The following is a 23,833-nucleotide window of genomic DNA, read 5'->3' as shown; positions in this document are numbered from 1 at the left end:
TTCAGCCGTTAATCAAGTGTCCCGCTAAACGTCCAGCCCAGCGTGCGGTTTCACATTGCGGTCATCGCCGCTGCGGTGGAACAATCGGTACACCCAAGCTTTAAAATCTTCAATCAGCTCATAAACGACAGGTACGACAAAAAGCGTTAATATCGTAGAGGTAATCAGTCCCCCAATCACAACGACCCCAAGGCCTTTGCCGATCAGCGCCCCTTCGCCTGATAAGCCAAGCGCCAGCGGGAACAGCGCCATAATGGTTGCGCCTGCTGTCATGATAATCGGACGCATCCGGATTTTGCCCGCTTCCAGCAGTGCCTCCCGGACCACGTAGCCTTCTTCGCGCAGCTGCTGGGCGCGGTCGATCAGCACGATCGCGTTGGTTACAACGATGCCGATCAGCATCATAAAACCGATCATCGAAGTGACGTTTAGCGCTTCTTTGGTCACAATCAGGCCGACCAAACCGCCGATGGCAGCCAGCGGCAGCGAAAACAGAATGGCAAACGGCGCCCCTGCATTGCCAAACGCCAGCACCATCACGAGATAGATCATAAAAATCGCCACGCCCATCGCCATAAACAGCTGCGAAAAACTTTCGTTAATGTCAGCGGATACACCCTTGACCTCGGTTGTGACTCCATCGGGAAGCTCCAGACCGCGGAGCGCCGCAACAACGCGGGCGCTGACGCCGTTTTTATTGTCGGCGTTGATTTTGGCCGTTACGCTGACCTGCTGCTTTTGATCGGTCCGGCTTAAGGAGACCGGACCGTCCACCAGCTTGACCGAAGCGACTTCTTTCAAATAGACGGTTGTTCCCGAAGCGGCGGACAACGGAATGTTGCCAAGTTTGTCAAGCGTATCTTTGTCCGATTTGTCCATCGAAACCGTGGTCGTATACGTAAGTCCGTCCAGCTTCAGATCGCCTAAATTTTGCTTTTGAATCCAAACTCCCGCCGTTTCCTTCACCGCTGTGGCCGTTAAACCGTAAGCGCGGGCTTTTTTCTGATCGACGGTAATTTGCACCTCGGTTTTTCCATCGCTTAAGCTGTCCTCGATTTCGCTCAACTCGGGAAATTCCTGCAGCTTGGCTTTTATGATCAGCGCCGCCTGCTCCAGCGTCGTTTGATCGTCGCCCATCAGCCGGTAGCTGAAGTCGGTCGTTGATACGCCCGGTCCACCGCCGATGCTTTTAGGCTCCACCTCGGAACCTTTGGGCAGCTCGGATAAGATGAACTGCTTGGCCTGTTCCTTGACTTTATCCGGATCGACTTGCTCGTTGGCTTCCGCATAAATTTGCGCCGCATACGCATAACGGTTATCGCCATTGCCGTTATAACCCGCCAGTCCTTCCACATAGGTGAACAATGATTGGCCCATGCTGTCCTTCTCCGCCATCAGCAGCTGCTCCAGCTCTTTCGTTTTGGCCTCAGTCGCTTCGAAGCCGGTTTCGTACGGCAGCTTTAATACGAAATACATCGTTCTTGACGATTTGCCGCTCGGAAGAAACGAAAGCGCCAAATTGGGAACCGTCGCGATCAGCGTCCCGACGAATAAAGCTGCAGCAAGCAGCAGTGAGATCAGCCGGTGGTTCAGCGACCAGCGCAGCGCCGATTCATAGAAGCCCATCCATTTCCCCTGAGTTTCATGATCGTGCGGTTTGCCGGATTTGGCGCGGCTTCTCAGCACAAGCAGCTTCGACAGCATCGGAATGACGGTGAGCGCGACAAGCAGCGACGACAGCAGCGCACAGGCCAGCGTAATCGCAAACGGCCGGAAAAATCCGCCTACCATGCCGCTGACCATGCCAATCGGGGCAAACACCCCTACCGTTGCCAGCGTGGAAGAAGTAATCGCCATAGCCACCTGCTTGGTCGCCAGCAAAATGACCGATTCGTTTTTTTCATGCGCTTTCTCCAGCGAGGTGTAAATATTTTCAATAACGACAATCGAGTCGTCCACGACCCGCCCGACGGCGATAAACATCCCGCCTAACGTCATCGTGTTAAGCGTCAAGCCGAGCTGCCACATCAGCAGCAGCGTAATGAGGATCGACAGCGGAATCGAAACCAGCACGATCAGCGTCATCCTCACGTTTCTTAAAAAAACAAGAATCATCAGCGAAGCCAGAACCGCCCCGACGACGCCTTCGCGCAGCATGCCTTGAATCGATTCCCTGATTTCATCCGCACTGTCGTATGTCGTAATAAACGAAGCGCCCGGCAGCGTTTTTTTCCACTGTACCTTCAACTTCTCCACATCGTCGGAAAAATCGACCGCATTGGCGCTGCTTGTCTTAAACAAGATCATCGAAATCGCCGGTTTCCCGGTGAGACGCGCGCTAAATTTCGATTCCGTAATCGCCTCCACCTGTGCCAACTGCCCGAGCTGCACAATGTCGCCTTTGGCCGTCGTCAGCTCCAGCTGCTCCAGGTCGTATACGCTCTGCAGATCGCCGGTCACTCGGGCCATCTTGTCGTTGCCGCTGATCTCCACACTGCCGATCGGGCTCTTCGTTAAGGCCGCTTTGATGCCCGCCGTTACCTGGCTCGGGGTAAAACCGTATTGCTGCAAAGCCTCCGCTTTCAGCTTGATGTCAAGGCTTGTATCGCGGACACCGATGGAGTCCACATGGTCGATGCCCTTCAACGATTCCAGCGCCGGCTTAATCGTGTCGTCATAACGCTTGTCCAACTCCGTCTGGCTCATGCCGTTTTCGGCGGACGCCACCAAATATAACGAAGGCATCGACGAAGCTCCGAAAGTGGAAGCTTTGGGCGTTCCCGCTCCCGATGGCAAACTCACCTCTTGCAGCAGGCTTTCGATGTCCTGCTTTTTTTTGTCGGTGTCGGTGCCCTGCTTAAATTGCAGAATCACTCTGGAGCTGTTGTCGCTTGAGGACGAGGTCATCGAATCCAAATCTTCGATATTGGCCAGCTTTTTCTCCAACGGATCGGTGATCTGGTCCATCACGTCCTGCGGGGAACCCGTATACGACGTGCTGACAACGACGACCGGGAACGAAACGTTAGGCATATTTTCGACCTTGAGCTTATTAGCCGCATACATGCCGCTGCCGAACAGCAAAATCATCATAATAAATAATGCGGCCATATTTTTCATGGAAAACCGGGTTAAATGATTCATTGGTCCACTCCCTTAAGGATCCTTTCGTTGTTTTGAACAACCCATGACCAGAATAAGATGACCGTATGAACTTAGTATGAATAATTTCAAAATTTCCCGGAGCCCTGCCGCAACGGCAAAAAAACCAGCACCTGAAGGGCTGGCTGAAGGAAAACCCGATATGATAGGACAACGATCACAATGAAGCGGAAATTCTCGTATTTTCTTTAATTTTAGGTTGCTCTGCGGCGGCGGGAGGCTGCTTCCTTACGGCAGGCGCGGGCAGCGCCACGCGAAATGCCGTGCCCTGGCCGATCGTGCTGCGCACTTCGATGGAGCCGCTGTGCAGCTCCACGATTTTGTGCACGATGGCAAGCCCCAGCCCGCTGCCTCCGGCTTCGCGTTCTCTGGAACGGTCCGTTTTATAAAATCGTTCAAAAATATGCGGCAAATCGCTCTCGGCAATACCGAGTCCGGAATCCCGCACAGTGACCTGCACGCTGTCCGTCAGCAGCTCCGCTTTGACTTGAATCACGCCGTGCAGCGGGGTAAATTTAATTGCATTGTGCAGCAAATTAATCCATACCTGGCTCAGCTGGTCTTCATCGGCGGTGACCATCGCCGGCGGCAGCGTCAGCTGAAGCTTCAGCTCTTTGGCCGACCAGATCGGTTCGATCGAAACGATAATCCGCCGCAGCTGCTCATCCAGCCGGTACGATTTCGGAACAAACGGATGATGCTCGGAATCAAGAGACGCCAGCTTCAATAAATTGTCGCTTAAACGGGACAGACGTTCCGCTTCCTTCTGAATGATTTCCAGGCACTGATCGCGTTCTTCCTTCTCCATATCCTGAACCCTCATCAATTTGGAAAAACCGGCAATGGACGTCAGCGGCGATTGGATTTCATGAGACACGCTGGAGACGAAATCCTGACGCATCTGTTCCATCTGCTTCAGCTCACCGGCCATTTGGCTGAAGCTGCGGGCCAGCTCACCGACCTCGTCCGAACGCTGCATCGAGCCAAACGAGATATTAAAATCGCCTTTGGATATGCGCCGGGTCGCTTTGGTCATCGATTTCAGCGGTTTAACCAAATACCTGGCCGCAATGATCACAAAGACGCTGCCCATCAGCAAAGTAATCGTTAAAATCGTCAGCGCAATCGTCCGGAAATTATCCATTTCCCTGCGGTCGACGACCTGTACAAATAACGCATACGAGCCGCCTTTCAGCGAAAAGGGGTATCCCACAAACTGTTCGCGCGGATCGCCTTCTTGCGTGACGATACGGCCGCCGAGCACCTGATCGATCACACTGTTTTCGATGTCCGGCTGATTTTGCCGGGTGCCGTAGGTGATCTTGTTTTTGGCCGGATCGTATAAAGTGAGGTAATAGTTGTTGATCCAGTGCAGGTTCTGCAAATCCGCCGAACGGACGTCTTGCGTTTGCTCAACGGTTGCCGCAAAATCTTTGGCCGATTCAAGCAAGTTCCGCTGCAGTTGGGTAGCGAAGGAATCGCGAAACAAATAACCCGAAACGAAAAAAGCGATGACGACCCCAAGCACAACCGCCGCCAAAAACGTCAATACGACGCGTAAATATAACGAGCGGATCATTGCGCCAGCTCCAGCTTGTAGCCGAGCCCACGGATGGTCACGATGGCAAATCGGCACGTGTCCTCCGCAAAGCGCTCCCGCAGGCGTTTGATATGCACATCCACCGTACGTTCTTCCCCTTTGTAATCCAGCCCCCATATTTGACTGACCAGCTGGTATCTTGTAAACACCTGGTTCGGATAACAAGCAAGCATAAACAGCAGCTCAAACTCCTTCAGCGGAAGCTGGTGCCGTGCGCCGTTATGCAGCACTTCAAAGCTCGTCCGATTGAGCTGCACATTACCCACCTGCAATATTTGCGAGCTGTTGACTTTGTACCGCTTGAGCAGCGCCTTCACCCTGAGATTCAGCTCCAGCGGGTCAAACGGTTTGACGATGTAATCGTCGATGCCAAGCTGAAACCCTTTGACCTTATGCGCCGTTTCGCCTTTGGCGGTGACCATTAACACAGGCAGTTCCGGGTACAGCCTGCGCAGCTCCTTGCATGTATCCCAGCCGTCCATCTCCGGCATCATGACGTCCAATATGACCATGTCCACTTTCGCGCGCTCCAGCAGCCGCAGCGCTTCCGCTCCGTTCACGCTATCGAGCAGCTGCACGTTTTCCCCGCGCAGCGCCAGCTTGATCAACTGCCGAATAAATGGATCGTCGTCGACAACAAGTATTTTCGCCATATCCGTTCCTCATTCCATGGTGTTCATTGTGTTCCGCCGCTTCGTCACGCAGCGCGCACACGGCAATCTTTCCACTCTTAAGTATACAAGCGCCTGTATGCCGTTGCATGAACTGAATATGAACAATGCAAAAAAAACTGCAAAAACGCGGGACATTCGTGAATCATCCCGCACGTTTTCACAGTTATTAATGACTTGCGTGTTATCCCGCTTTAAACATAACCAATTACGAATGCAGCTTCCAATACAGCTCATTCCAGCGGAGCTCGTTGCGGAAACGGGTTAACCGCGTTTCCCGGTCGATGACCACACATTCGATGCCAGCCATCTCCGCCCAATCAAGCAGTTGTTCTGTGGTCACCACGTAAGAAAATACGGTATGATGCGCGCCTCCCGCATAAATCCATGCTTCCGCCGATTCGCCAAGCGACGGCTGCGGTTTCCACAGCACCCGCGCAACCGGCAGCTTGGGCATGTCGCGCTGCGGGGCAACGGCCTCCACTTCGTTGATAATCAAGCGGAAACGGCCGTTCATGTTGACTAGCGAAGCATTCACAGCCTGGCCGCTGCGACCGTTGAAAATGAGCCGGGCCGGATCTTCCTTGCCGCCGATCGAAAGCGGGTGCACCTCGATCCGCGGACGGTCTGCGGCAATCGTCGGGCATATTTCCAACATATGGGCACCGAGAATAAGTTCGCTTCCGTTTTCCATATGGTACGTGTAATCTTCCATAAATGAAGTGCCTTCCCCTGCGGCTATCAGCTTCATTGTACGGACAAGCGCCGCCGTCTTCCAATCGCCTTCCCCGCCGAAGCCGTAACCCTGCGCCATCAGCCGCTGCACGGCAAGTCCCGGCAGCTGCTTTAAGCCGTGCAGGTCCTCAAATGTCGTCGTAAAAGCGCCAAACCCGCCTTCCTTCAGAAACGATTGCAGCGCCAGCTCAATGCGTGCCTGCACCAAGATGGCATCTTGCAGCGGGCCGGACGTTTTCGCTTCCGCCGTGATATCGTAAAGCTCGCTGTATTCGCCGAACAGCCTATGCACGTCGCTGTCCTGAAACTCGTTCATGCGGGCCGCCAAATCGCCGATGCCGTAACCGTTGACCGACCAGCCGAACTTGATCTGCGCTTCCACCTTGTCGCCTTCCGTTACCGCAACTTGACGCATATTATCGCCAAAACGGGCCACCTTCAGCTGCCTGCTCTCCGTATGCGCCGCCGCCGTGCTCATCCAGCCCGCCATGCACTCCTGCACCGCGCGGTCTCCCCAGTATCCGGCAATCACCTTGCGGGCCACGCCCATACGCGCCCCGATAAAACCGAACTCGCGATCGCCGTGCGCCGCCTGATTTAAATTCATAAAATCCATGTCGATGCTGTCCCACGGGATATCCCGGTTGTATTGGGTATGCAGATGCAGCAGCGGCTTGCGCAGCTCGGCAAGTCCGGCGATCCACATCTTGGCCGGAGAAAACGTATGCATCCAGCATATAATCCCCGCGCAAAGCTCGGCCGCATTCGCTTCCATACACAGCCGGTGAATGGCATCCGGCGTCGTCAGCACAGGTTTGCACTCAATCGCAAATGGCAGCGTCCCGCTGTTGTTCAGCGCTTCCGTCATCGCCCGGGAATGCGCTTCCACCTCCTGCAGCGCTTCCGGACCGTATAAATGCTGGCTTCCGGTGACAAACCAGAATTGGTAAGGCTTAATAGTTAACATCATTAATTAACCTCCACGATTAGGAACGAATGTAAGGCAATAAGTACAACAATTGAAAATTCCGGCCTGTAACCGGGCTTCCTTAAGAAAACGTGCTCTGCAACATACTGCGCGGGGTCTCCTCCGACCGCGAGTCCCAGCATTGCCTGACGACGGTCGAACTCCACGCATCGCATGCGGCGCTCATTCGGAACTTGCGCACGTGGCAATGTTACGCTTGCTCTTTGATCGCTTTCAGCCGTTTCATCACATCGTTGCCGCCCCGCCCGAAATAGTCGTGCAGCTGCGTGTACTCCCGATACAACTTCTCATACACCGCAACATGCTCCGGTATCGGCTTAAACGTCTCTTCTTTCACCCGCGCCATGCTGGCTGCGGCTTCCACGATGCTGTCGTAACCTCCTGCCCCAGCACCAGCGGCAACGGCGCCAAACATCGCTGCCCCCAGCGCAGGAGTTTGTTTGGACGCGGCGATTTTGATTTCGCGGTTCGTCACATCGGCATAAATTTGCATCAGCAGCCGGTTTTTTTGCGGCAGTCCGCCGCACGCGTACAGCTCGTTGACTTCCACGCCGTTTTCATGGAAAGCGTCGATGATTTTGCGCGTGCCAAAAGCTGTCGCTTCCAGCAAGGCGCGGTATATTTCTTCCGGCTTCGTCAGCAAGGTGCAGCCGACCAGCAATCCCGTGAGGTCCGTGTCAACGAGCACCGACCGGTTGCCGTTCCACCAATCGAGCGCCAGCAGTCCCGTCTGGCCCGGCTTATATTGCGAAGCCTGGCGCTCCAGCCATTCATGAACGCCGATTCCGGCTTTTTCGGCTGCTTCCTTCACATATGCGGGCACCGCTTCATCCACATACCAGGCAAAAATGTCGCCGACCGCCGACTGCCCCGCTTCATACCCCAGATAACCGGGAATAATGCCGTCTTCCACGACGCCGCACATGCCTTCGACGCGTTTCTCCTCCGTACCGAGCAGCATGTGGCAGATCGAGGTGCCCATCGCCATCACCAGCTTGCCCGGCGTGACGACGCCGACCCCCGCCACGGCCGCATGGGCGTCAACATTGCCGACCGCCACGGCGGTACCGGCCTCAAGCCCCATCATGGCCGCCATATCTTCGCGCAAACCCCCGGCTTTAGTGCCCAGCGGAACAACGCTGCCGCGCAGCTTCGTTTCCGTAATATGCTCCAGCCTCGGGTCCAGCGCGCGGAAAAAACTTTTGTCCGGATACCCGTCCTGTTTATGCCAGTTGGCCTTATATCCCGCCGTACAGCTGTTGCGCGCGAAATTTCCGGTCATCCGGTAAATGACCCAGTCGGTCGCTTCCATAAATAAATCGGTCTGTTCATAAATGTCCGGAGCTTCGTTCAAAATTTGCCAAGTTTTGGCCAACATCCATTCCGATGACAACTTGCCGCCGTATCTGGCCAGAAACGGCTCGCTGCTGTGCGCCGCGAGCTCGTTGATCCGGTTCGCTTCATCCTGCGCCGCATGATGCTTCCACAACTTCACCCAGCTGTGCGGGTTGTCCTTATGCGCTTCGCTGAGGCAAAGCGGCTGGCCTCCGGCATCAACGGGCAGCATCGTACAAGCGGTAAAATCGATACCCAGCCCGATCACATCAAGCGAAGACACGCCGGACGCCTCCAGCACAGCGGGAACCGACCTGCGCAGCACTTCCAGATAATCTCCGGGATGCTGCAGCGCCCAGTCATGCCCCAACTTGATACCGGACCCCGGCAAAACTTCATCGATCACACCGTGCGGGTAAGGGGTGACATGCTCGGCCAGCTCCGCTCCGTTCGTCAAATCGACAAGCACGGCGCGGCCCGATTCGGTGCCGTAATCGATGCCAATCGCGTATTTATGCGCCATCTCGTTTCAACTCCTTTGTTTGTCCATAATACGCATTTGCCCCGTGTTTCCGTAAAAAATGCCGGTCCAGCAGCTCCTGCTCCATCGGCGGGCAGGCTCCTTTAAGCTGCAGCGTATGGAAGGCGATTTTAGCGACTTCCTCTAACACAACCGCATTATGCACCGCCTGATGGGCGTCTTTCCCCCAAGCAAACGGAGCGTGATTGTGTACAAGCACACCGGGAATTTGCAGCGGGTCGATTCCTTGGCTGCGGAACGTTTCGATAATGACATTGCCGGTTTCCAGCTCGTAAGCGCCGCGGATTTCCCCGGACGTCATCGGACGAGTGCACGGGATTTCGCCGTAAAAATAATCGGCATGTGTTGTGCCCAGCGCCGGAATGCCGGTCCCCGCTTGCGCCCAGCTGGTCGCCCACGGCGAATGGGTATGTACAATTCCGCCGATATGCGGAAATGCCCGGTACAAAGCAATATGTGTCGGCGTGTCGGAGGATGGCTTCAAATTTCCTTCCACAACTTCGCCTTCCAAATTGAGCACAACAAGGTCTTCCAGCCGCAGCTCCTCATACGGGACGCCGCTTGGCTTAATGACGACAAGCCCCGACTGCCTGTCGATCCCGCTGACGTTGCCCCATGTAAATGTAACAAGGCCGTATTTCGGCAGTTCCAGGTTGGCTTGCAGCACCTGCTCCTTCAATTGTACTAACAACACCACTCAACACCTTTCGTTTGGCGTGTATTTCGTCTTTTTATTATATATTTGTACGTACAAATTGGCTATACTTTTTTTGCAAGCTTGCTGCTGCCGCTTAAGAGCCTGCGCACGTCGCGCTGTGCCGGATATGGTATACTGAAACGCAATACAACCCTGCAAAAGCGGTATGCGTATTGTCGGGTGAACGTTTTTTACTCCTGCTATTGTATACATATGGGAGGTGCACGATGGATTTGCTAAAAATGATGAACGGGGCGATCGCTTATATCGAAGGGCATTTGACCGAAGAGATCGATTACGAGCAAGCCGCGAAATTAGCCTTATGCTCCGAATACCACTTCAAGCGGATGTTTTCGTATTTGGCGGGGATCTCTTTGACGGAATACGTTCGCCGCAGACGGCTGACGTTGGCCGCATTTGAACTGCAGCAAAGCGGGGCAAAAGTGATCGATATCGCCTTGAAATACGGTTACAGCTCGCCGGATTCGTTTGCCAGAGCGTTTCAAAGCTTGCACGGCATCGCCCCTTCGGAGGCCAAGCAGCACGGCCGATCATTTAAAGCTTATCCTCGGATGTCTTTCCAGCTGACAATTCAAGGAGGAGTAGAAATGAACTATCGGATTGTGGAGAAACCGGCGTTTCGCATCGTTGGTTTGATGAAAAGAGTGCCGATCGTGTTTAACGGGGTGAATCCGGAAATTGCCGCGATGGCCAAACGTTTGGACGATCAGACGATTGGCATATTAAAACGGCTTTCCAATGTGGAGCCGACGGGGATCATCAGCGCGTCGGCGAACTTTTCCGAAGGCAGAATGGAAGAGCAAGGCGAGCTCGATCATTACATCGGCGTCGCTACGACAAACGTTGCTCCGGACGGACTGGCCCGGCTTGAAGTGGCCGCATCGGCATGGGCTGTATTCGAAGCGGTCGGCCCTTTTCCCGAGACGCTGCAAAATGTGTGGGGACGGGTTTATGCCGAATGGTTCCCCTCCTCGGGTTACGAGCTGAACGTGGGTCCGGAAATGCTGTGGAACGAACATCAAGATGCGGCTTCGCCGGCCTATCGAAGCGAAATCTGGATACCGGTTGTGAAAAACAACTAATGTACGTACAAAAACACGCCTTCATTTCCCGGCACAGCCGGGGAAAAGGCGTGTTTGTATTTTCCTGAAATATCGTCGCGGACAAAACCGCGTATTTGCCGGCAAAGTCACCATGCAGCAACGGTTCGGGGCGCGCACAGTTCCTGCGCCTATACTGCGCAAAGCCGCACACTGGGCCTATTCGTCGAGATGATGGAATCGGAGTCCCAGCGGAAACGGAGCCGGGCGCTCGCATTGAAACTGAACCGGCACGTGCCGCTCCGTCTGCGACGATTCAAAAATGCCAAACATCACGTTCAGCACATGTGTCGCCAGACTGCCGCTGGCCCGATGCGGCCTGCCGGACTGTATCGCATAAGCCATGTCGGCAAGCCCTACGCCGCGGCTTTGCTCGGTTAAGCCGTGCGACAGCGGGAATTGCACGATCTCGCCGCTGCGCTGCTTCACCTGGATCGGGCCGCCGAAGCCGTTCGGATCGGGGACGTACAGGATTCCGTCCGTTCCGTATATTTCCATGCGCGGCGTGTAGCCGAAGCCTTCTTTGGCCGCGGTCAGCGTTGCGGTTGCGCCGCAGGCAAAGTCCAGCACAGCCGATGTATTCATCGGCGCGGTCACCGGCACGGTGTCGCCGTAACGCGGCGACTTCGGGTTGAGCAGCTTCAGCTCCGTGCGCAGCTGGCTGGCCGAACCGCTCACTTTGCGCACCGGGCCCAGCATCGCAACAAACGCGGTGATGTAATACACGCCGACGTCAAACAGCGGATCGCCGCCCAACGACAAGAAGTTTTCCGGCGAGCGGTGCGTCCGGTCCGCGGCGTTGCCGGTTAAAATCAGCCCGCTGCCGCCAAACGGCGTGCCGATCCAGCCGTCGTCAATCAGCTTGATGCACGATTGAATGCCGCCCCCCAAAAACGTATCCGGGGCGCAGCCGACACGCAGCCCTTTGGCTTCGGCGAGCGCCAGCACCTTCTCCGCATCCTCCTGCGCAAGCGCAAACGGCTTCTCCGTAAACACATGTTTTCCCGCTTCAAGCGCCCTCATATTGATTTCGGCGTGAGCTTTCGGCACCGTCAGATTCAAGATCATTTCGATCTCCGGATCGGCCAGCATGTCCTCCACACTGCACGTTTTCGCGATGCCGAACTGCTCCGCGCGCTGCCTGGCCAGCTCGGGAACCAAATCCGCACACGCAACGATGTCGATGACATCAAAAGACTCCGTGCACACCTTCAAATACGTTTCACTGATCACTCCGCAGCCGATCAAGCCGACCTTCACTTTTCTCATTGCTCCAGCACCGCCTTTTGTTTATTTCAATTGTAGGGAACTACTCCCTTGCCGCATTAAATTCGATCACATTGCCGTCGGGGTCCGTCACGTAAACCTGATGCCACATCGTTAAATTTTGCGGCCTGTCGACGTAAGGCACCAGCGCTTTGTTCAGCATATCCAGCACATCCCGCATACGGGTCACACGCACGGCAAAATGCCCGTCCTTATCGTCAATGATATCCGTTCCCCGCAGCGTCCTCCCATTATTTTCAATCAGGTGAAGTTGTGTTCCTCCTATATCGTACCAGGCGCCCTTCGACTGAAACGCAGGCCTGGGCGTTTCCTTAAACCCTAATACCCCGCCGTAAAACACCTTCGCTTGGCCCAAATCGGTTACAGCAAGCGAGACATGCTGGATTCCTTCATACATAAACCCCTCGCCCCTTCTTGTTGGCAACTTTTGGCTGCGCAACTTCATGTTCAGTTACGCCGTCTGAACCGGCATTTCATCTTTCATGTTGGCCGGCGGATGGGTGTCAACCGTCTCCCCGCTCTCACACCGCTCCGGCTTCCAGCCGGTCGGCCAGCTTGTTCAGATTGTCCAAGCTGATTTTGACGCTTTCCATCGGATCGCCCGGGCAAACATCCTGCTCGACGACCAGCCATTCCACTCCGGAATTGACGCACCACGAGAGAATCGGGGCGAAATCAATCGAACCGGTACCGATCGCCGCAAACGTCCGCTTGTCATCGGCGGTCATATCTTTGAGATGAATGATCGGCATACGTCCGGCATACCGATCGATAAACGCCAGCGGGTCTCCCCCCGCTTTTTTCACCCAATATACGTCGATTTCCGCCAAAATCGGATTGCCGCCTGCGGGATCTAATATATATTCAAGCGCGCTTGCGCCGTCAACCTGGGTGTAAAATTCAAAATCGTGGTTGTGGTAGCTGATCCGGTAACCTGCCGGGCCCAGCTTGGCCGCCGCCTCGGTCAAGATGCGCTTTACCTTCCGGTACCCTTCTTCGTTCCGCCAGTCCTCGGTCAGATAAGGGCAGATGATGTCTTTTGTGCCAAAAAGCTCGGCTTCCGCGGCGACGCCATCCACATCATGCTCCAAGCGGTCGATCGGAAAATGCATGCCGGCCGTTACGATCCCCAGCTCCTTGGCGATTCGCGCCGCTTCCGCCGGTTTGTACGCTTGCGGCACCCGCATCTGCACCCCGGCCCAGCCCATCGTTTGAAGCTGCTTCAGCACTCCCGGAAAATCAGCCTCAATTTCATTTCTTAACGTATACAGCTGCACGGCAAATCGTTCGCGCATGACAATTCTCCCCTTTCACTAGTTACAAACCTCATCCTTTGGAGCCGGAAATGACGATACCCCGGATAAAATATTTTTGCAGCAGGAAAAACAGCACCAGCGGCGGGATAACCGCCAATAAAGATGCGGCCATCAGCAGATGCCACGGCGTTTGCCCGTAAGCGGCGGTAAAGTTCGCCAGACCCAGCGACAGCGGATAGTTGCTCCGGGTGTTCAAATAAATAAGCGGGCCCATCAGATCTTTCCAGCGGTACATAAATTCAAGGATCGCCGCCGTAATCATCGCCGGTATCGACAATGGCAAAATGATCCGGAAATACAGCACAAAGTAGCCGCCGCCATCGATTTTGACCGCTTCGTCCAACTCGCGGGAGATGCCCATATAAAACTGCCGCAGCAAAAAGATCAGAAACGCGCTGCCGGCAATCGCCGGAACGATCAGCGGGAAATACGAGTCAAGCCAGTTTAATTTGTTAAAAATCAAGTATTGCGGGATCATCACAACTTCATGGGGAATCATCATTGTGCTGAGCACCAGCGCAAACAACCCGGTTTTGCCTCTCGCCCGCAGCCTGGCAAAAGCAAAAGCCACCAGCGACGAAACAAACACCGTTATAAACACGGTCACAAGCGTATACCAGCAAGTGTTCCATATGTACACGTTAAATGGCGCATCGCGGAACACTTGGGTGAAGTTGCCCCACTGCGGCTGCCAAGGAATCCACGTTTGCGGGATTTGGTGGATGTCTCCCAGCGTCTTCAGCGACGTGGAAATCATCCAGATAAGCGGAAACGCAAACAAACACGCAAAAGCGATCAGCAATATATAGGCAACCGCTTTCTCCAGCGGGCTCAGCTCGCCGATGCGGTATATTTTTTTTCCTTTTGAAATGCCGGTATTCCCGTTCAAGTTCGCCTCGCCTCCTAATGTTTGTTGTCGTATTCGTAATGAACCGCCTTGCGGGAAATCCATAAGGACAACATCGTCAACGCAAAGATAATGATAAACAATATCCACGCTTGAGCCGATGCATAACCCATCCGAAACTGTGCAAACGCCGTGTCAAACAAGTACAAGATGTAGAAAAAGGAGCCCCATTCCGGCCCGCCCTTCGTGATGACATAAGCCTCGGTAAAAATTTGAAACGAATGGATCAGCGTGACGATGCTGTTAAACAAAATGACCGGCGAAATCAGCGGAATCGTGATATTGAAAAAACGGGTCATCCGGCCTGCTCCGTCGATTGCAGCGGCCTCGTACAGCTCGTCGGGCAGCGATTGCAAGCTCGCCAAAAAAATCACTACCGTACTGCCCAGCGCGGTAAACCGCATCAGCACAAACGAAGGAACAACCCATGCGGTGCTCGTAAACCAGCCCGGCCCTTTCACGCCGATCAGCTGATAAATAAGCGAGTTCACCACGCCGAAGTCCGGGTTGAGCAGCCATGACCACAAAAATGCGATCGACACCCCGGATACAATCGTAGGCGCGTAATAAATCGTGCGGAAAAACGACTGCCCCTTCACTTTGAAGTTCAGCAGCACCGCCAGCAGCAAGCTGACGATGATCGTAAAAGGCACCGCCATCACGACATACAACGCCGTCACTTTGAGCGATTGGAAAAACAAATTATCGTTAAACAAGCCGGCATAATTGCTAAATCCGAGCCATTCCGGCGCTTCGATGACATTATACGAAGTAAAGCTGATAAACAAGGAAGCGACCATCGGCCCCCCTACAAAACAAATAAACCCGACAACCCAAGGAGAGATGAACAACCAGAAGGCTCTTTCCTCCCTGCGCCGTTCTCCTTTGGCTTTGCTGCTAACCGCTGCTGCCATGTTTTGTTTCGATACCCGTTCCGCCAGCAATGGGCAGTCACCTCGTCTTTCCTTATGGGCATGATGGGAAGGCGGCAAACAGCTGCTTATGCGACAGCGCCTATCGCGAATGCGTGCGGATACAGCACAGGCCGTATCCGACGCAAACGTATCGCGTTGCCTTATGCTTTTTGCCGCCCCTCCTGCCGCTTATTTTAAGCTGCTTAAGTTCTGGTCAATCGTTTTAAGTCCTTCCTCCACCGGAACCTTACCGTTGAAAATAGCGTCGATCGTCTGGTTGCTTGTCGTTAAGATCGTAGAGAATTTGGCGATTTTGTGGTTATCGGACGGACGGCCAAACGGAATGGAGCCCTCGTATACTTTCTTAATTTCATCCATGGACATAGCCGCTACGGAAGTTGTCGCTTTGTACCAATCTTCGGCTAAATCCAGGTTGGCCGGATAAGACATCGCGGCTTTGACGTATTCCTTGGCCCCTCCAGCCGGGTCGGTCAGGAATTTGATAAATTCCCAAGATTCATCCGGATTTTTCGACGTCTTGCTGATGCACCAAGGGTCGACGTAAAGCGGGATTTGCTTGCTGCCGTCCGGCGAGAACGGCACCGCTGCGGCCGCCCATTTAAACTTGGCGTCCTTGTACGTTCTGAAGCCCCAGCCGCCTTGGATCACCATCGCGACATGGCCGGTCATAAACGGATCGCCAAGCTGCGATGCGGCGCTTAATTGCGCAGGATTCGGCGATACCTTATCTTTGTTGATCAGGTCGACGTTGGCTTGAATGGCTGCGATGTTTTTCGGATTTTTGGAAGCTTGCGGCACTCCCATATTTCCCGTATCGTACGCTTCTTTCTGGAAGAAGTCGCCGCCGAACATCCATGCCGTCTTGTTGGCCGGCTGGGCGTTCCACAAGCCAAACACCTGTTTGCTGGGATCGCCGACATTTTTGGTCAGCTTTTTCGCCGCCTCCACCATGGCGTTCCAGTTCCACGACTTATCGTTCCAATCAAGGCTCGGATACGGCAGCTTCGCTTCGTCGAACAAATCCTTATTGTAGAAGAGGAACGTCGACGTATTGGACATCGGGAAGCCGTAATATTTGCCATCCTTGGAGTAGATTTTCAACACTTCGTCGGGAATTCCTTTATAGAACGCGCGATCCTTCGTAATATAAGGGGTTAAATCAAGCAGCGCGTCCATATTTTTGTAAGTCGGGTAACCGGAGTTAGCCCAGTTCGGGGACCACACGTCGGGCACGTTTTTGCCGGCGATCATCGTTGTCAGTCTTTGGTCGATTTCAGCCTGAGGAATGACCTGAAGTTCGATCTTGATGTTTGGATTTTTCGCTTCAAAACCTTTCACCATCGCGTTGTACCAAGGTTCGACGGAAGGTTCGCTGCGCACTAGCCATGTCAGCTTCACCTGTTTTTTGGCGTCATCCGCCGGTTTGGCCGCCGCCGGCGCTTCCGGTTTGGCGTCTTTGGACGGTGTGCCGGAAGCCGCGGGAGCTCCGGAACTGCAGCCGGCAAGCACAAGCGCCAACACCTGGGATACTGCAAAAGCTTGAAACAATCCTTTTTTAAGCGTTTTCAAAACAACCCCTCCTCATATTTAGAAAACTATTTGGGATGCGTTTGCCCGACTCCGCCAGCCTCTACATGTCCGAATACGATAGGTGATATTTCTATAGGCCGAGCCCACTTAACCCCGTTTTGAATCACTCTTATTATTTTTTCGTTGTAATACGTCGGATACGTCTCATGACCCGGCCTGAAGTAGAGAATCTTCCCTTTGCCGCGGGTGAACGTGCAGCCGCTGCGAAACACTTCGCCCCCCGAAAACCAGCTGACAAAAATGAGCTCATCCGGGTCGGGAATGTCGAATATTTCGCCGTACATTTCCTCGTGCTCCAAATCGATGTAATCGCCGACGCCTGCGGCAATCGGATGGCCGGGTTTGACGACCCACAATCTCTCGGCATCCCCCGATTCGCGCCATTTCAGACGGCAATCGGAACCAAGCAGCCGTTTGAATATTTTCGAATTGTGCCCGGAGTGCAGCACAATCAGCCCCATTCCGGCAAGCACCTTGCGGCGCACTTTCTCCACGATCTCGTCGTCCACTTCATGATGGTGCATATGCCCCCACCAGATCAGCACCTCCGTGCGGTCCAGCACCTCGTCCGTCAAGCCGTGCTCGGGTTGATCCAGCGTTGCCGTAACCGCTTCCATCCCGGCTTTGTTCAAATAATCCGCCAGCACGGCGTGAATGCCCGCCGGATACAGCTTTTTTACGTCTTCCATCGTTCGTTCGTGCACAAATTCGTTCCAAACGGTAACTTTGATTGGGCTATCCAAAACCTGTTCATTCCTTTCCGTGTGAAAACATCGCATGTTCGCCGCTTGACGGTCCCATCAGCTCGGCTATACGCACCCGCCGGCCAAGCTCGGCGGATTGGGCCACCGCCTCCATGACCGCTTGATTGTTGACGCCATCCGCAAAATCGGGCCGGGGCCGCGTGCCGCGTGCCACACCTTCAACCAGCTCATGGATCAAATTGATGAAGGTATGCTCATAACCTAACACATGTCCGGGCGGCCAAAACGCGGATGCATAAGGGTGCGCCGCCTCGGTACAGTTGACCGTGCGAAAGCCGCGGAACGCCTCGTCTTCATCCGTAAAATACACCTGCAGTTCGTTCATCCGCTCGAAATCCCAGCGGACCGAACCTTTCTCCCCGTTGATTTCGAAACGGTTGCCGTTTTTGTTGCCTCCCGCATACCGGGTAGCTTCGAAGACGCCAAACGCGCCGCATTCAAATTTGGCCAAAAATGCGGCAGCGTCATCGACATCAACCGGGATCATCCGGCTGTAGTCGGGCTGCCCGCTGCGATCCGCTTCAGGCCGCTGTTTCACAAACGTCTCCATCAGGCCCGACACTTCCTGAAATTCGCCGACAAGAAACCGCGCCAAATCGATAATATGGCTGCCGATGTCGCCAAGCGCGCCGAATCCGGCCATCTGTTTGCTGAGCCGCCAGCGGAATGGCCTGTTCGGATCGATCATGCTCTGGTTCAAATAAACGGCGCGAATATGGCGGATCCGGCCCAGCTTGCCTTCCTCGATCAGCTTTTTGGCGAACTGCACCGCCGGGGCAAAACGGTAGTTGTGCATCAGCATGTTCACTTTGCCTGAGCGTGCGGCGGCTTCTTGCATCCGCTTTGCTTCCTGCAGGCTCATCGCCAGCGGTTTTTCGCATAACACATGTTTGCCGGCCGCAAGGGCGGCAATCGCCATCTCCGCGTGCATATGGTTGGGGGTAGCGATATCGACCACATCGATATCGTCCCGCTCGATGAGCCGCCGCCAATCGGTTTCAACCTCCGCCCAGCCAAGCTGCCGGGCGGCCGCTCCGGCTTCCTCCGCATCCCTGCCGGAGATCGCCTGCAGCACCGGCACCGCAGACCCGCCGTAAAAAAACGGAACCTGCCGGTACGCATTGCTGTGCGCTTTTCCCATAAACTTATAACCGATCATGCCGATCCGCACTTGCGCCTGCTGCATTACATCCATCTCTTGCTTCCCCCCGGATTATATATCCAGCTTCATGGAAATATATTTCGTTTCCAGGAAATCGTCAAGCCCTTCCCTGCCGCCTTCACGGCCGATGCCCGATTCCTTCACGCCGCCAAACGGCGCCTGGGCTACGGACGGGAACGGATCGTTTAAGCCAACGATGCCGTATTCCAGCTTTTCGGCTACGCGGAACGCCCGGCTTAAATCTTTCGTGTAGAAATAAGATGCCAAGCCGTACGGTACGTTGTTGGCCCGCGCGATCACTTCTTCCTCCGTGTCAAATACCATGATCGGCGCGACCGGACCAAACGTCTCCTCTGTGCAGATTAGCATATTTTCGTTAACGTCGCTAATAATTGTCGGTTCGAAGAAAAGTCCCGGCTGCTCCGCCCGTTTGCCGCCGGTCAGCACCTTCGCGCCCTTGGTCACGGCGTCGGCCACATGCTCCTGCGATTTGGCCACGGCACCTTCATCGATCAGCGGACCGATGGTTGTTTCCGGATCAAGCCCGTTGCCCAGCTTCAGTTGGTTGACTTTGTCCACAAACAACTGCTCGAAGCGTTCCTTCACCGATCGTTCCACATACACTCGGTTGGCGCAGATGCATGTCTGCCCGGCATTGCGGAATTTGCTGCCGATCACGCCATTCACCGCATCCTCCAGATCGGCATCGGCAAAGACGATAAACGGCGCATGACCGCCAAGCTCCATCGATACTTTTTTCACCTGCTCGGAGGAACGTTTGATCAAATATTTGCCGACATCCGTCGAACCGGTAAAAGTGATCTTGCGGACAGCCGGATTCGTAAGAAACTCCTCTCCCACATCGGTGGACGACGCAGTGGATATGAGATTCAGCACGCCGGGCGGAAATCCGACCTTATCGAAAATTTGGAACAACGCGACCGAATTGAGCGGCGTGTTTTTAGCCGGTTTAACTACAATGGTACAGCCGGCCGCCAGCGCCGGAGCGATTTTGCGGGTTACCATCGCTTGCGGGAAATTCCAGGTCGAGATGGCGGCGACAACGCCGACAGGCTGGCGGATCACAAGCAGCCGTTTATCCTTGCTGTTTGCGGGTACCATATCGCCGTAGATGCGCCTTGCTTCTTCGGCGAACCAGCGGAAAAAGCTGTTGGCGTAAACAAGTTCGTTTCTCGCCTCCTGCAGAGGTTTGCCTTGCTCCATCGTCAAAATTTCCGCCAACTGCTCAAATTGCTCGTTGATGCGGTGGTAGCAATCCATCATCAGATCGGCCCGCTCCAGCGCGGTCATCTGCGACCAGACGGGAAACGCCTGAGATGCGGCGGCAATCGCGCGTTTGGCATCCTCGGCCGAGCCGTTTGCGGCTTCGCCTACAAGTTCCCCGGTGGCCGGGTTATAGGAAGGAAAATAGCGGCCCGAGACCGGTTCCTCCCACTTGCCGTTAATGTACAGATATCCTTTCATTGCGATCCTTCCTTTCCTTAATAAATAGCACGCTGCCTACAATTTTTCCGGAATAGGATATTGCGGCGGCAACCCTTGGTTCATCCTCACGATTTCTTCGGCGCACAGCAGGCTCATGCGGCGCATCGCTTCTTGCGTATGCGACGATACGTGATGAGTAAGCACGCAGTTGTCCAGCTCGTAAAACGGATAATCGCGCGGCAGCGGTTCTTTGGCGTAGACGTCCAAGGCAGCCCCGCCGATGGAACGCTGAACAAGCGCTTCGTAGAGAGCCGTTTCGTCGACCAACTGCCCTCTCGCCGTATTGATCAGGAAGGCGGTTGGCTTCATCTGCAGCAAAAAGCCGGCGTCGACGATACGGTTGGTATCCTCATTAAGAGGCAGATGCAATGTGACGTAATCGGATTCGGACAACAGCTGCTCCTTGCTTACATATGTAACTCCGGCCTGCTGCGCCCATGTGTAGTCGGGATAAGCGTCATAAGCCAATAGGTTGGCGTCGAAACCGCTGACCCGTTTGGCGACGGCTTTACCGATTCTTCCCGTTCCCATAATGCCGACGGTTTTCGCCCACATCTCATGGGTCAATATTTGCGGCGTCCATTCCCCTTCCCGGACGGAACGGTCGAAATAAGGAATTCGCCTGGAGATGCTCAGCATCAGCGCCAACGCCATATCGGCGACCGACTGCTCGTTGGCTCCAGCCGTTACCGTCACGGCAATGCCGCTCTGCAGCGCATACCGCCAATCGATCGAATCGTAACCGACACCGAAGCGGGCGATCAGCTTCAGCTTTTGGCCTGCGCCGATCAATTCCGCCGTCAATTTGTTGGATCCGACCACGTAAGCGTCGGCGTCGGCGATTTTTTCCCGGACTTCCTGTTCGGTCACCATCCGGGTCGGTTTCGTAAATTCAACTGCGAACCCGGCCTCCTTCAGCACATTGACGGCATCGGGGTGAAACATATCCGGTGTGACCAGCACTTTACCAGACATTATAACTCTCCTTCCTAACCTGTAAATCTGCGCCAGTTACAGTTAATCTGCGGCGGCAGCACGGATATAAAAAACCATCCGCTTAATACCGGACTTCTTTCACAGAAGATTTGCTCTCCAGCGCCGACTCTTCCAATTGAGCAATATCGGACAACGCTTTGCCGAGCATTCCGGCAACTTCGCTGGCAATCGCAATAAATTGAAAACCTTCGGCTATGCGCTGATTGGCCACTTGCGGGTTCGCCACATGGATGCCGGTCGGTACGCCGTGGCGGCGGGCGGACTGTTTGACCGTCTCGATCGCGGCGGCCACGGATGGATCGGCGCTTTCCAGAGACGGCTTTAGTCCCATCGACGACATCAAATCGTTAGGCCCGATAAAAATTGCATCGATGCCGGGAACGCTTACAATGTCATCGATGTTGCGCACCGCTTCGATATGTTCAATCTGCACGATAACTACGATCTGCTCATTGGCTTTCTCAAAATAGGTGGAAGCGTCCGTGGCGAAACCTACCGCATGCCTTCGGCCTCCAATACTGCGCCGTCCCAGCGGATAATATTTCGCTTCGCGGACAGCCTGTTCCGCTTCTTCCTTCGAGTTCACCATGGGGACCACGATGCCCCATGCCCCCATATCAAGCACCCGCTTAATATTTTCGCCGGTATTCCATGGTATTCTCACCAGCGGAACCGTACGGGTCGGAAACATCGAAGAGATCATCAGCCCCACCGTTTCAACAGACATGGGGTTGTGCTCCATATCGATGACCAGCCAGTCGTAGCCGGCCTGAGCCATCACCTCGGAGGTGTACGGGCTCGGAATGGAGAGCCATGTGCCTACGCTTGGTTTCCCTTCGCGCAGCCGTCTTTTGACCGTGTTTTCTCTCATCGTCCTTTCGCTCCTTATGTCCGGCAAGCGTCTTGTGGTGCACATCCGTTATCACGGGACACCGAAAGCGCTTACTGCTGGAATACGCCCAAAAAGAAAATCATCGAATTTTACTTTCTTTTGTTTATCACTTAAATTAAATAATCCCACGACCACATATTAACAAACAAAAATCACGCCGTCTAGATGCTTCTTTTATTTTTTGAAAAATTTATTTTTTCGCTGATTCCCCCTATACAATTATAGATACGTGCGTTATAATCCAGCTAAACCGACTGATTGCCCATCGGTTGGTTTATCGGATTTTCGCTTTTTCTTTTGTTTATTATTTAAACTATTATAAGCAGCTTGTTGCCCTATAGTTTATACGATAAACTTATTGTAACTAACTTAATCTATAGGGGGCTCCCATGATCAAACGCGATATTACCGGAGATGCGGACCTCATCAAGCAAATCAATTTAACGCTTGTTATGAATATCATCCGTGAAAAAGGACCGATTTCCAGAATTGAAATAGCCAAAATATCCAAGCTCAATAAAGCAACCGTTTCTTCTATGGTAGAAGAACTGATCTACAAGCGATATGTCATGGAGATCGGCGAAGTGAAATCGAAGCGCGGACGCCGGCCTACCCTCGTCAATTTTAACGGGGATGCGGGCCATGTGATCGGCATCGAGCTGAACGTCGGGTTTATGACCGTGATTGTCGTTAATCTGAACGCCAGCGTACATTGGAAAAAAACATACCCGATCTCCACCGATGAAAAAGAAATTGTCGCCCAGCTGTTCAAATCGATCGACGAAGCACGCGAGGCTGCGCCGGCATCGGCGTTAGGCATTATCGGCATCGGCATCGGCGTTGTCGGCATCGTCAACCACCAGACCGGCACGCTGGTCATCGCCCCCAATGCGGGCTTGCAAAATTTGCCGCTGAAGCATTTGGTGGAAACGTACACGGGCATCCAAACGTTTGTCGATAACGATTGCAATACATCGGTCATCGGCGAATCGACATTCGGAGCGGGTAAAGGAAGAAACCAGCAAATTTTGATCAGCGTCACGAACCGCGGCATCGGCGTAGGTATTTTTATCGACGGCAAAGTGTTTCGCGGACAAGACGGATTCGCCGGGGAGATGGGCCATATGACCATCAACATGGAAGGTCCCCGCTGCAACTGCGGCAACCGCGGCTGCTGGGAGCTGTATTCCTCTCCCCAAGCGCTGATCCGCAATTTTATGAAAAGCAAAAATCTGGAGTCCCCGCCGAAAGTAGGCGAGATCATCGATCTCGCCAACCAAGGTGACAATGAAGCGATTACAGCGTTAACGGAAACCGGGGAATTTTTGGGGATCGGCCTCGCCAATGTTGTCAATACGTTTAATCCGGAAGTCATCATCATCCGCGGCGACATGGCGCGAGCCGATAAATGGATACTGAATCCGATTCATCGCACGTTGTCGGAACGGTGCTACTTCTACTCGTCCACCCGCATCGAAATCGTTCCGAGCCGGTTTGGCGAGCTGGCCGCTTCGATTGGGGCGGCCTGCGAAGTCATCCACTATTGGTTTTATTCCTACGAGCAAAAGCTGTAATCGCTCGGGTGCACCTTTGGCTTTTGCTTTTGCGGGCGAAAGGATGAAAAACAA

General features: G+C 54.1%; 19 protein-coding genes. 2 read left to right on the top strand and 17 right to left on the bottom strand.

Going from position 1 to position 23,833, the window contains the following annotated elements:
- Window positions 1–24 precede the first annotated feature (24 nt).
- The 6 genes from EYB31_RS17235 to araD form a co-directional block, all read right to left on the bottom strand.
- Window positions 25–3,144 carry an efflux RND transporter permease subunit gene (locus tag EYB31_RS17235; RefSeq protein WP_131014602.1) on the bottom strand — a complete coding sequence of 1,040 codons (3,120 nt, stop codon included), beginning with the start codon at window positions 3,142–3,144 and terminating at the stop codon, window positions 25–27.
- A gap of 175 nt (window positions 3,145–3,319) precedes the next feature.
- Window positions 3,320–4,741: a HAMP domain-containing sensor histidine kinase gene (locus EYB31_RS17230; protein WP_131014601.1), complete on the bottom strand. Its 1,422-nt coding sequence runs from the start codon at window positions 4,739–4,741 to the stop codon at window positions 3,320–3,322.
- Window positions 4,738–5,415: a response regulator transcription factor gene (locus EYB31_RS17225; RefSeq protein ID WP_131014600.1), complete on the bottom strand. Its 678-nt coding sequence runs from the start codon at window positions 5,413–5,415 to the stop codon at window positions 4,738–4,740. Before EYB31_RS17225 ends, EYB31_RS17230 begins: the two co-directional genes overlap by 4 nt.
- A gap of 226 nt (window positions 5,416–5,641) precedes the next feature.
- The gene (gene araA / locus EYB31_RS17220; RefSeq protein ID WP_131014639.1) at window positions 5,642–7,135 is read right to left on the bottom strand and encodes an L-arabinose isomerase; all 1,494 of its coding nucleotides are present in this window, start codon (window positions 7,133–7,135) and stop codon (window positions 5,642–5,644) included.
- A 211-nt stretch (window positions 7,136–7,346) separates the two neighbouring features.
- The gene (locus EYB31_RS17215) at window positions 7,347–9,014 is read right to left on the bottom strand and encodes a ribulokinase (RefSeq protein ID WP_131014599.1); all 1,668 of its coding nucleotides are present in this window, start codon (window positions 9,012–9,014) and stop codon (window positions 7,347–7,349) included.
- On the bottom strand, window positions 9,004–9,723 hold the full coding sequence (gene araD, locus EYB31_RS17210) for an L-ribulose-5-phosphate 4-epimerase (RefSeq protein ID WP_131014598.1): 720 nt from the start codon (window positions 9,721–9,723) through the stop codon (window positions 9,004–9,006). The genes EYB31_RS17215 and araD overlap by 11 nt, the downstream gene beginning before the upstream one ends.
- Window positions 9,724–9,956: 233 nt before the next feature.
- On the opposite strand from araD, the gene EYB31_RS17205 reads away from it, so the two are divergent.
- Window positions 9,957–10,832 carry an AraC family transcriptional regulator gene (locus tag EYB31_RS17205; protein ID WP_131014597.1) on the top strand — a complete coding sequence of 292 codons (876 nt, stop codon included), beginning with the start codon at window positions 9,957–9,959 and terminating at the stop codon, window positions 10,830–10,832.
- Between the two features lie 177 nt (window positions 10,833–11,009).
- Here the strand turns inward: EYB31_RS17205 and EYB31_RS17200 are convergent, their stop codons facing one another.
- The 11 genes from EYB31_RS17200 to EYB31_RS17150 form a co-directional block, all read right to left on the bottom strand.
- Window positions 11,010–12,119 (bottom strand): Gfo/Idh/MocA family protein, encoded by a 1,110-nt coding sequence (locus EYB31_RS17200; RefSeq protein WP_131014596.1) that lies wholly within the window; start codon window positions 12,117–12,119, stop codon window positions 11,010–11,012.
- A 40-nt stretch (window positions 12,120–12,159) separates the two neighbouring features.
- Window positions 12,160–12,534 carry a VOC family protein gene (locus EYB31_RS17195; RefSeq protein WP_131014595.1) on the bottom strand — a complete coding sequence of 125 codons (375 nt, stop codon included), beginning with the start codon at window positions 12,532–12,534 and terminating at the stop codon, window positions 12,160–12,162.
- 124 nt (window positions 12,535–12,658) lie between these two features.
- Window positions 12,659–13,432, bottom strand: coding sequence for a sugar phosphate isomerase/epimerase family protein (locus tag EYB31_RS17190; protein ID WP_131014594.1), 774 nt, complete (start codon window positions 13,430–13,432; stop codon window positions 12,659–12,661).
- Between the two features lie 31 nt (window positions 13,433–13,463).
- Complete coding sequence (locus EYB31_RS17185; RefSeq protein ID WP_240762517.1) at window positions 13,464–14,342, bottom strand: carbohydrate ABC transporter permease; 879 nt, start codon at window positions 14,340–14,342, stop codon at window positions 13,464–13,466.
- 14 nt (window positions 14,343–14,356) lie between these two features.
- Window positions 14,357–15,304 (bottom strand): carbohydrate ABC transporter permease, encoded by a 948-nt coding sequence (locus EYB31_RS17180; RefSeq protein WP_240762515.1) that lies wholly within the window; start codon window positions 15,302–15,304, stop codon window positions 14,357–14,359.
- A gap of 159 nt (window positions 15,305–15,463) precedes the next feature.
- The gene (locus tag EYB31_RS17175) at window positions 15,464–16,864 is read right to left on the bottom strand and encodes an ABC transporter substrate-binding protein (RefSeq protein ID WP_131014592.1); all 1,401 of its coding nucleotides are present in this window, start codon (window positions 16,862–16,864) and stop codon (window positions 15,464–15,466) included.
- A gap of 26 nt (window positions 16,865–16,890) precedes the next feature.
- Entirely contained in the window at window positions 16,891–17,628 is a 738-nt protein-coding gene (locus tag EYB31_RS17170; RefSeq protein WP_131014591.1) for a ThuA domain-containing protein, read from the bottom strand.
- 7 nt (window positions 17,629–17,635) lie between these two features.
- Window positions 17,636–18,835 (bottom strand): Gfo/Idh/MocA family protein, encoded by a 1,200-nt coding sequence (locus EYB31_RS17165; protein WP_131014637.1) that lies wholly within the window; start codon window positions 18,833–18,835, stop codon window positions 17,636–17,638.
- A 27-nt stretch (window positions 18,836–18,862) separates the two neighbouring features.
- Window positions 18,863–20,296 (bottom strand): NAD-dependent succinate-semialdehyde dehydrogenase, encoded by a 1,434-nt coding sequence (locus tag EYB31_RS17160; RefSeq protein WP_131014590.1) that lies wholly within the window; start codon window positions 20,294–20,296, stop codon window positions 18,863–18,865.
- A 36-nt stretch (window positions 20,297–20,332) separates the two neighbouring features.
- Window positions 20,333–21,292, bottom strand: a complete 960-nt coding sequence (locus tag EYB31_RS17155) for a phosphoglycerate dehydrogenase (protein ID WP_131014589.1) — start codon at window positions 21,290–21,292, stop codon at window positions 20,333–20,335.
- Between the two features lie 82 nt (window positions 21,293–21,374).
- Window positions 21,375–22,184, bottom strand: a complete 810-nt coding sequence (locus tag EYB31_RS17150; RefSeq protein WP_131014588.1) for an HpcH/HpaI aldolase family protein — start codon at window positions 22,182–22,184, stop codon at window positions 21,375–21,377.
- Between the two features lie 410 nt (window positions 22,185–22,594).
- Here EYB31_RS17150 and EYB31_RS17145 point away from each other — a divergent pair, with 410 nt between their 5' ends.
- Window positions 22,595–23,779, top strand: a complete 1,185-nt coding sequence (locus EYB31_RS17145) for an ROK family transcriptional regulator (RefSeq protein WP_131014587.1) — start codon at window positions 22,595–22,597, stop codon at window positions 23,777–23,779.
- Window positions 23,780–23,833 lie beyond the last annotated feature (54 nt).

The organism is Paenibacillus thalictri, from assembly GCF_004307995.1.
GTDB classification, from domain to species: Bacteria; Bacillota; Bacilli; order Paenibacillales; family NBRC-103111; genus Paenibacillus_AF; species Paenibacillus_AF thalictri.
Note: the sequence above shows the minus strand (reverse complement) of the source record. Positions and strands in the feature narration are given on the sequence as shown.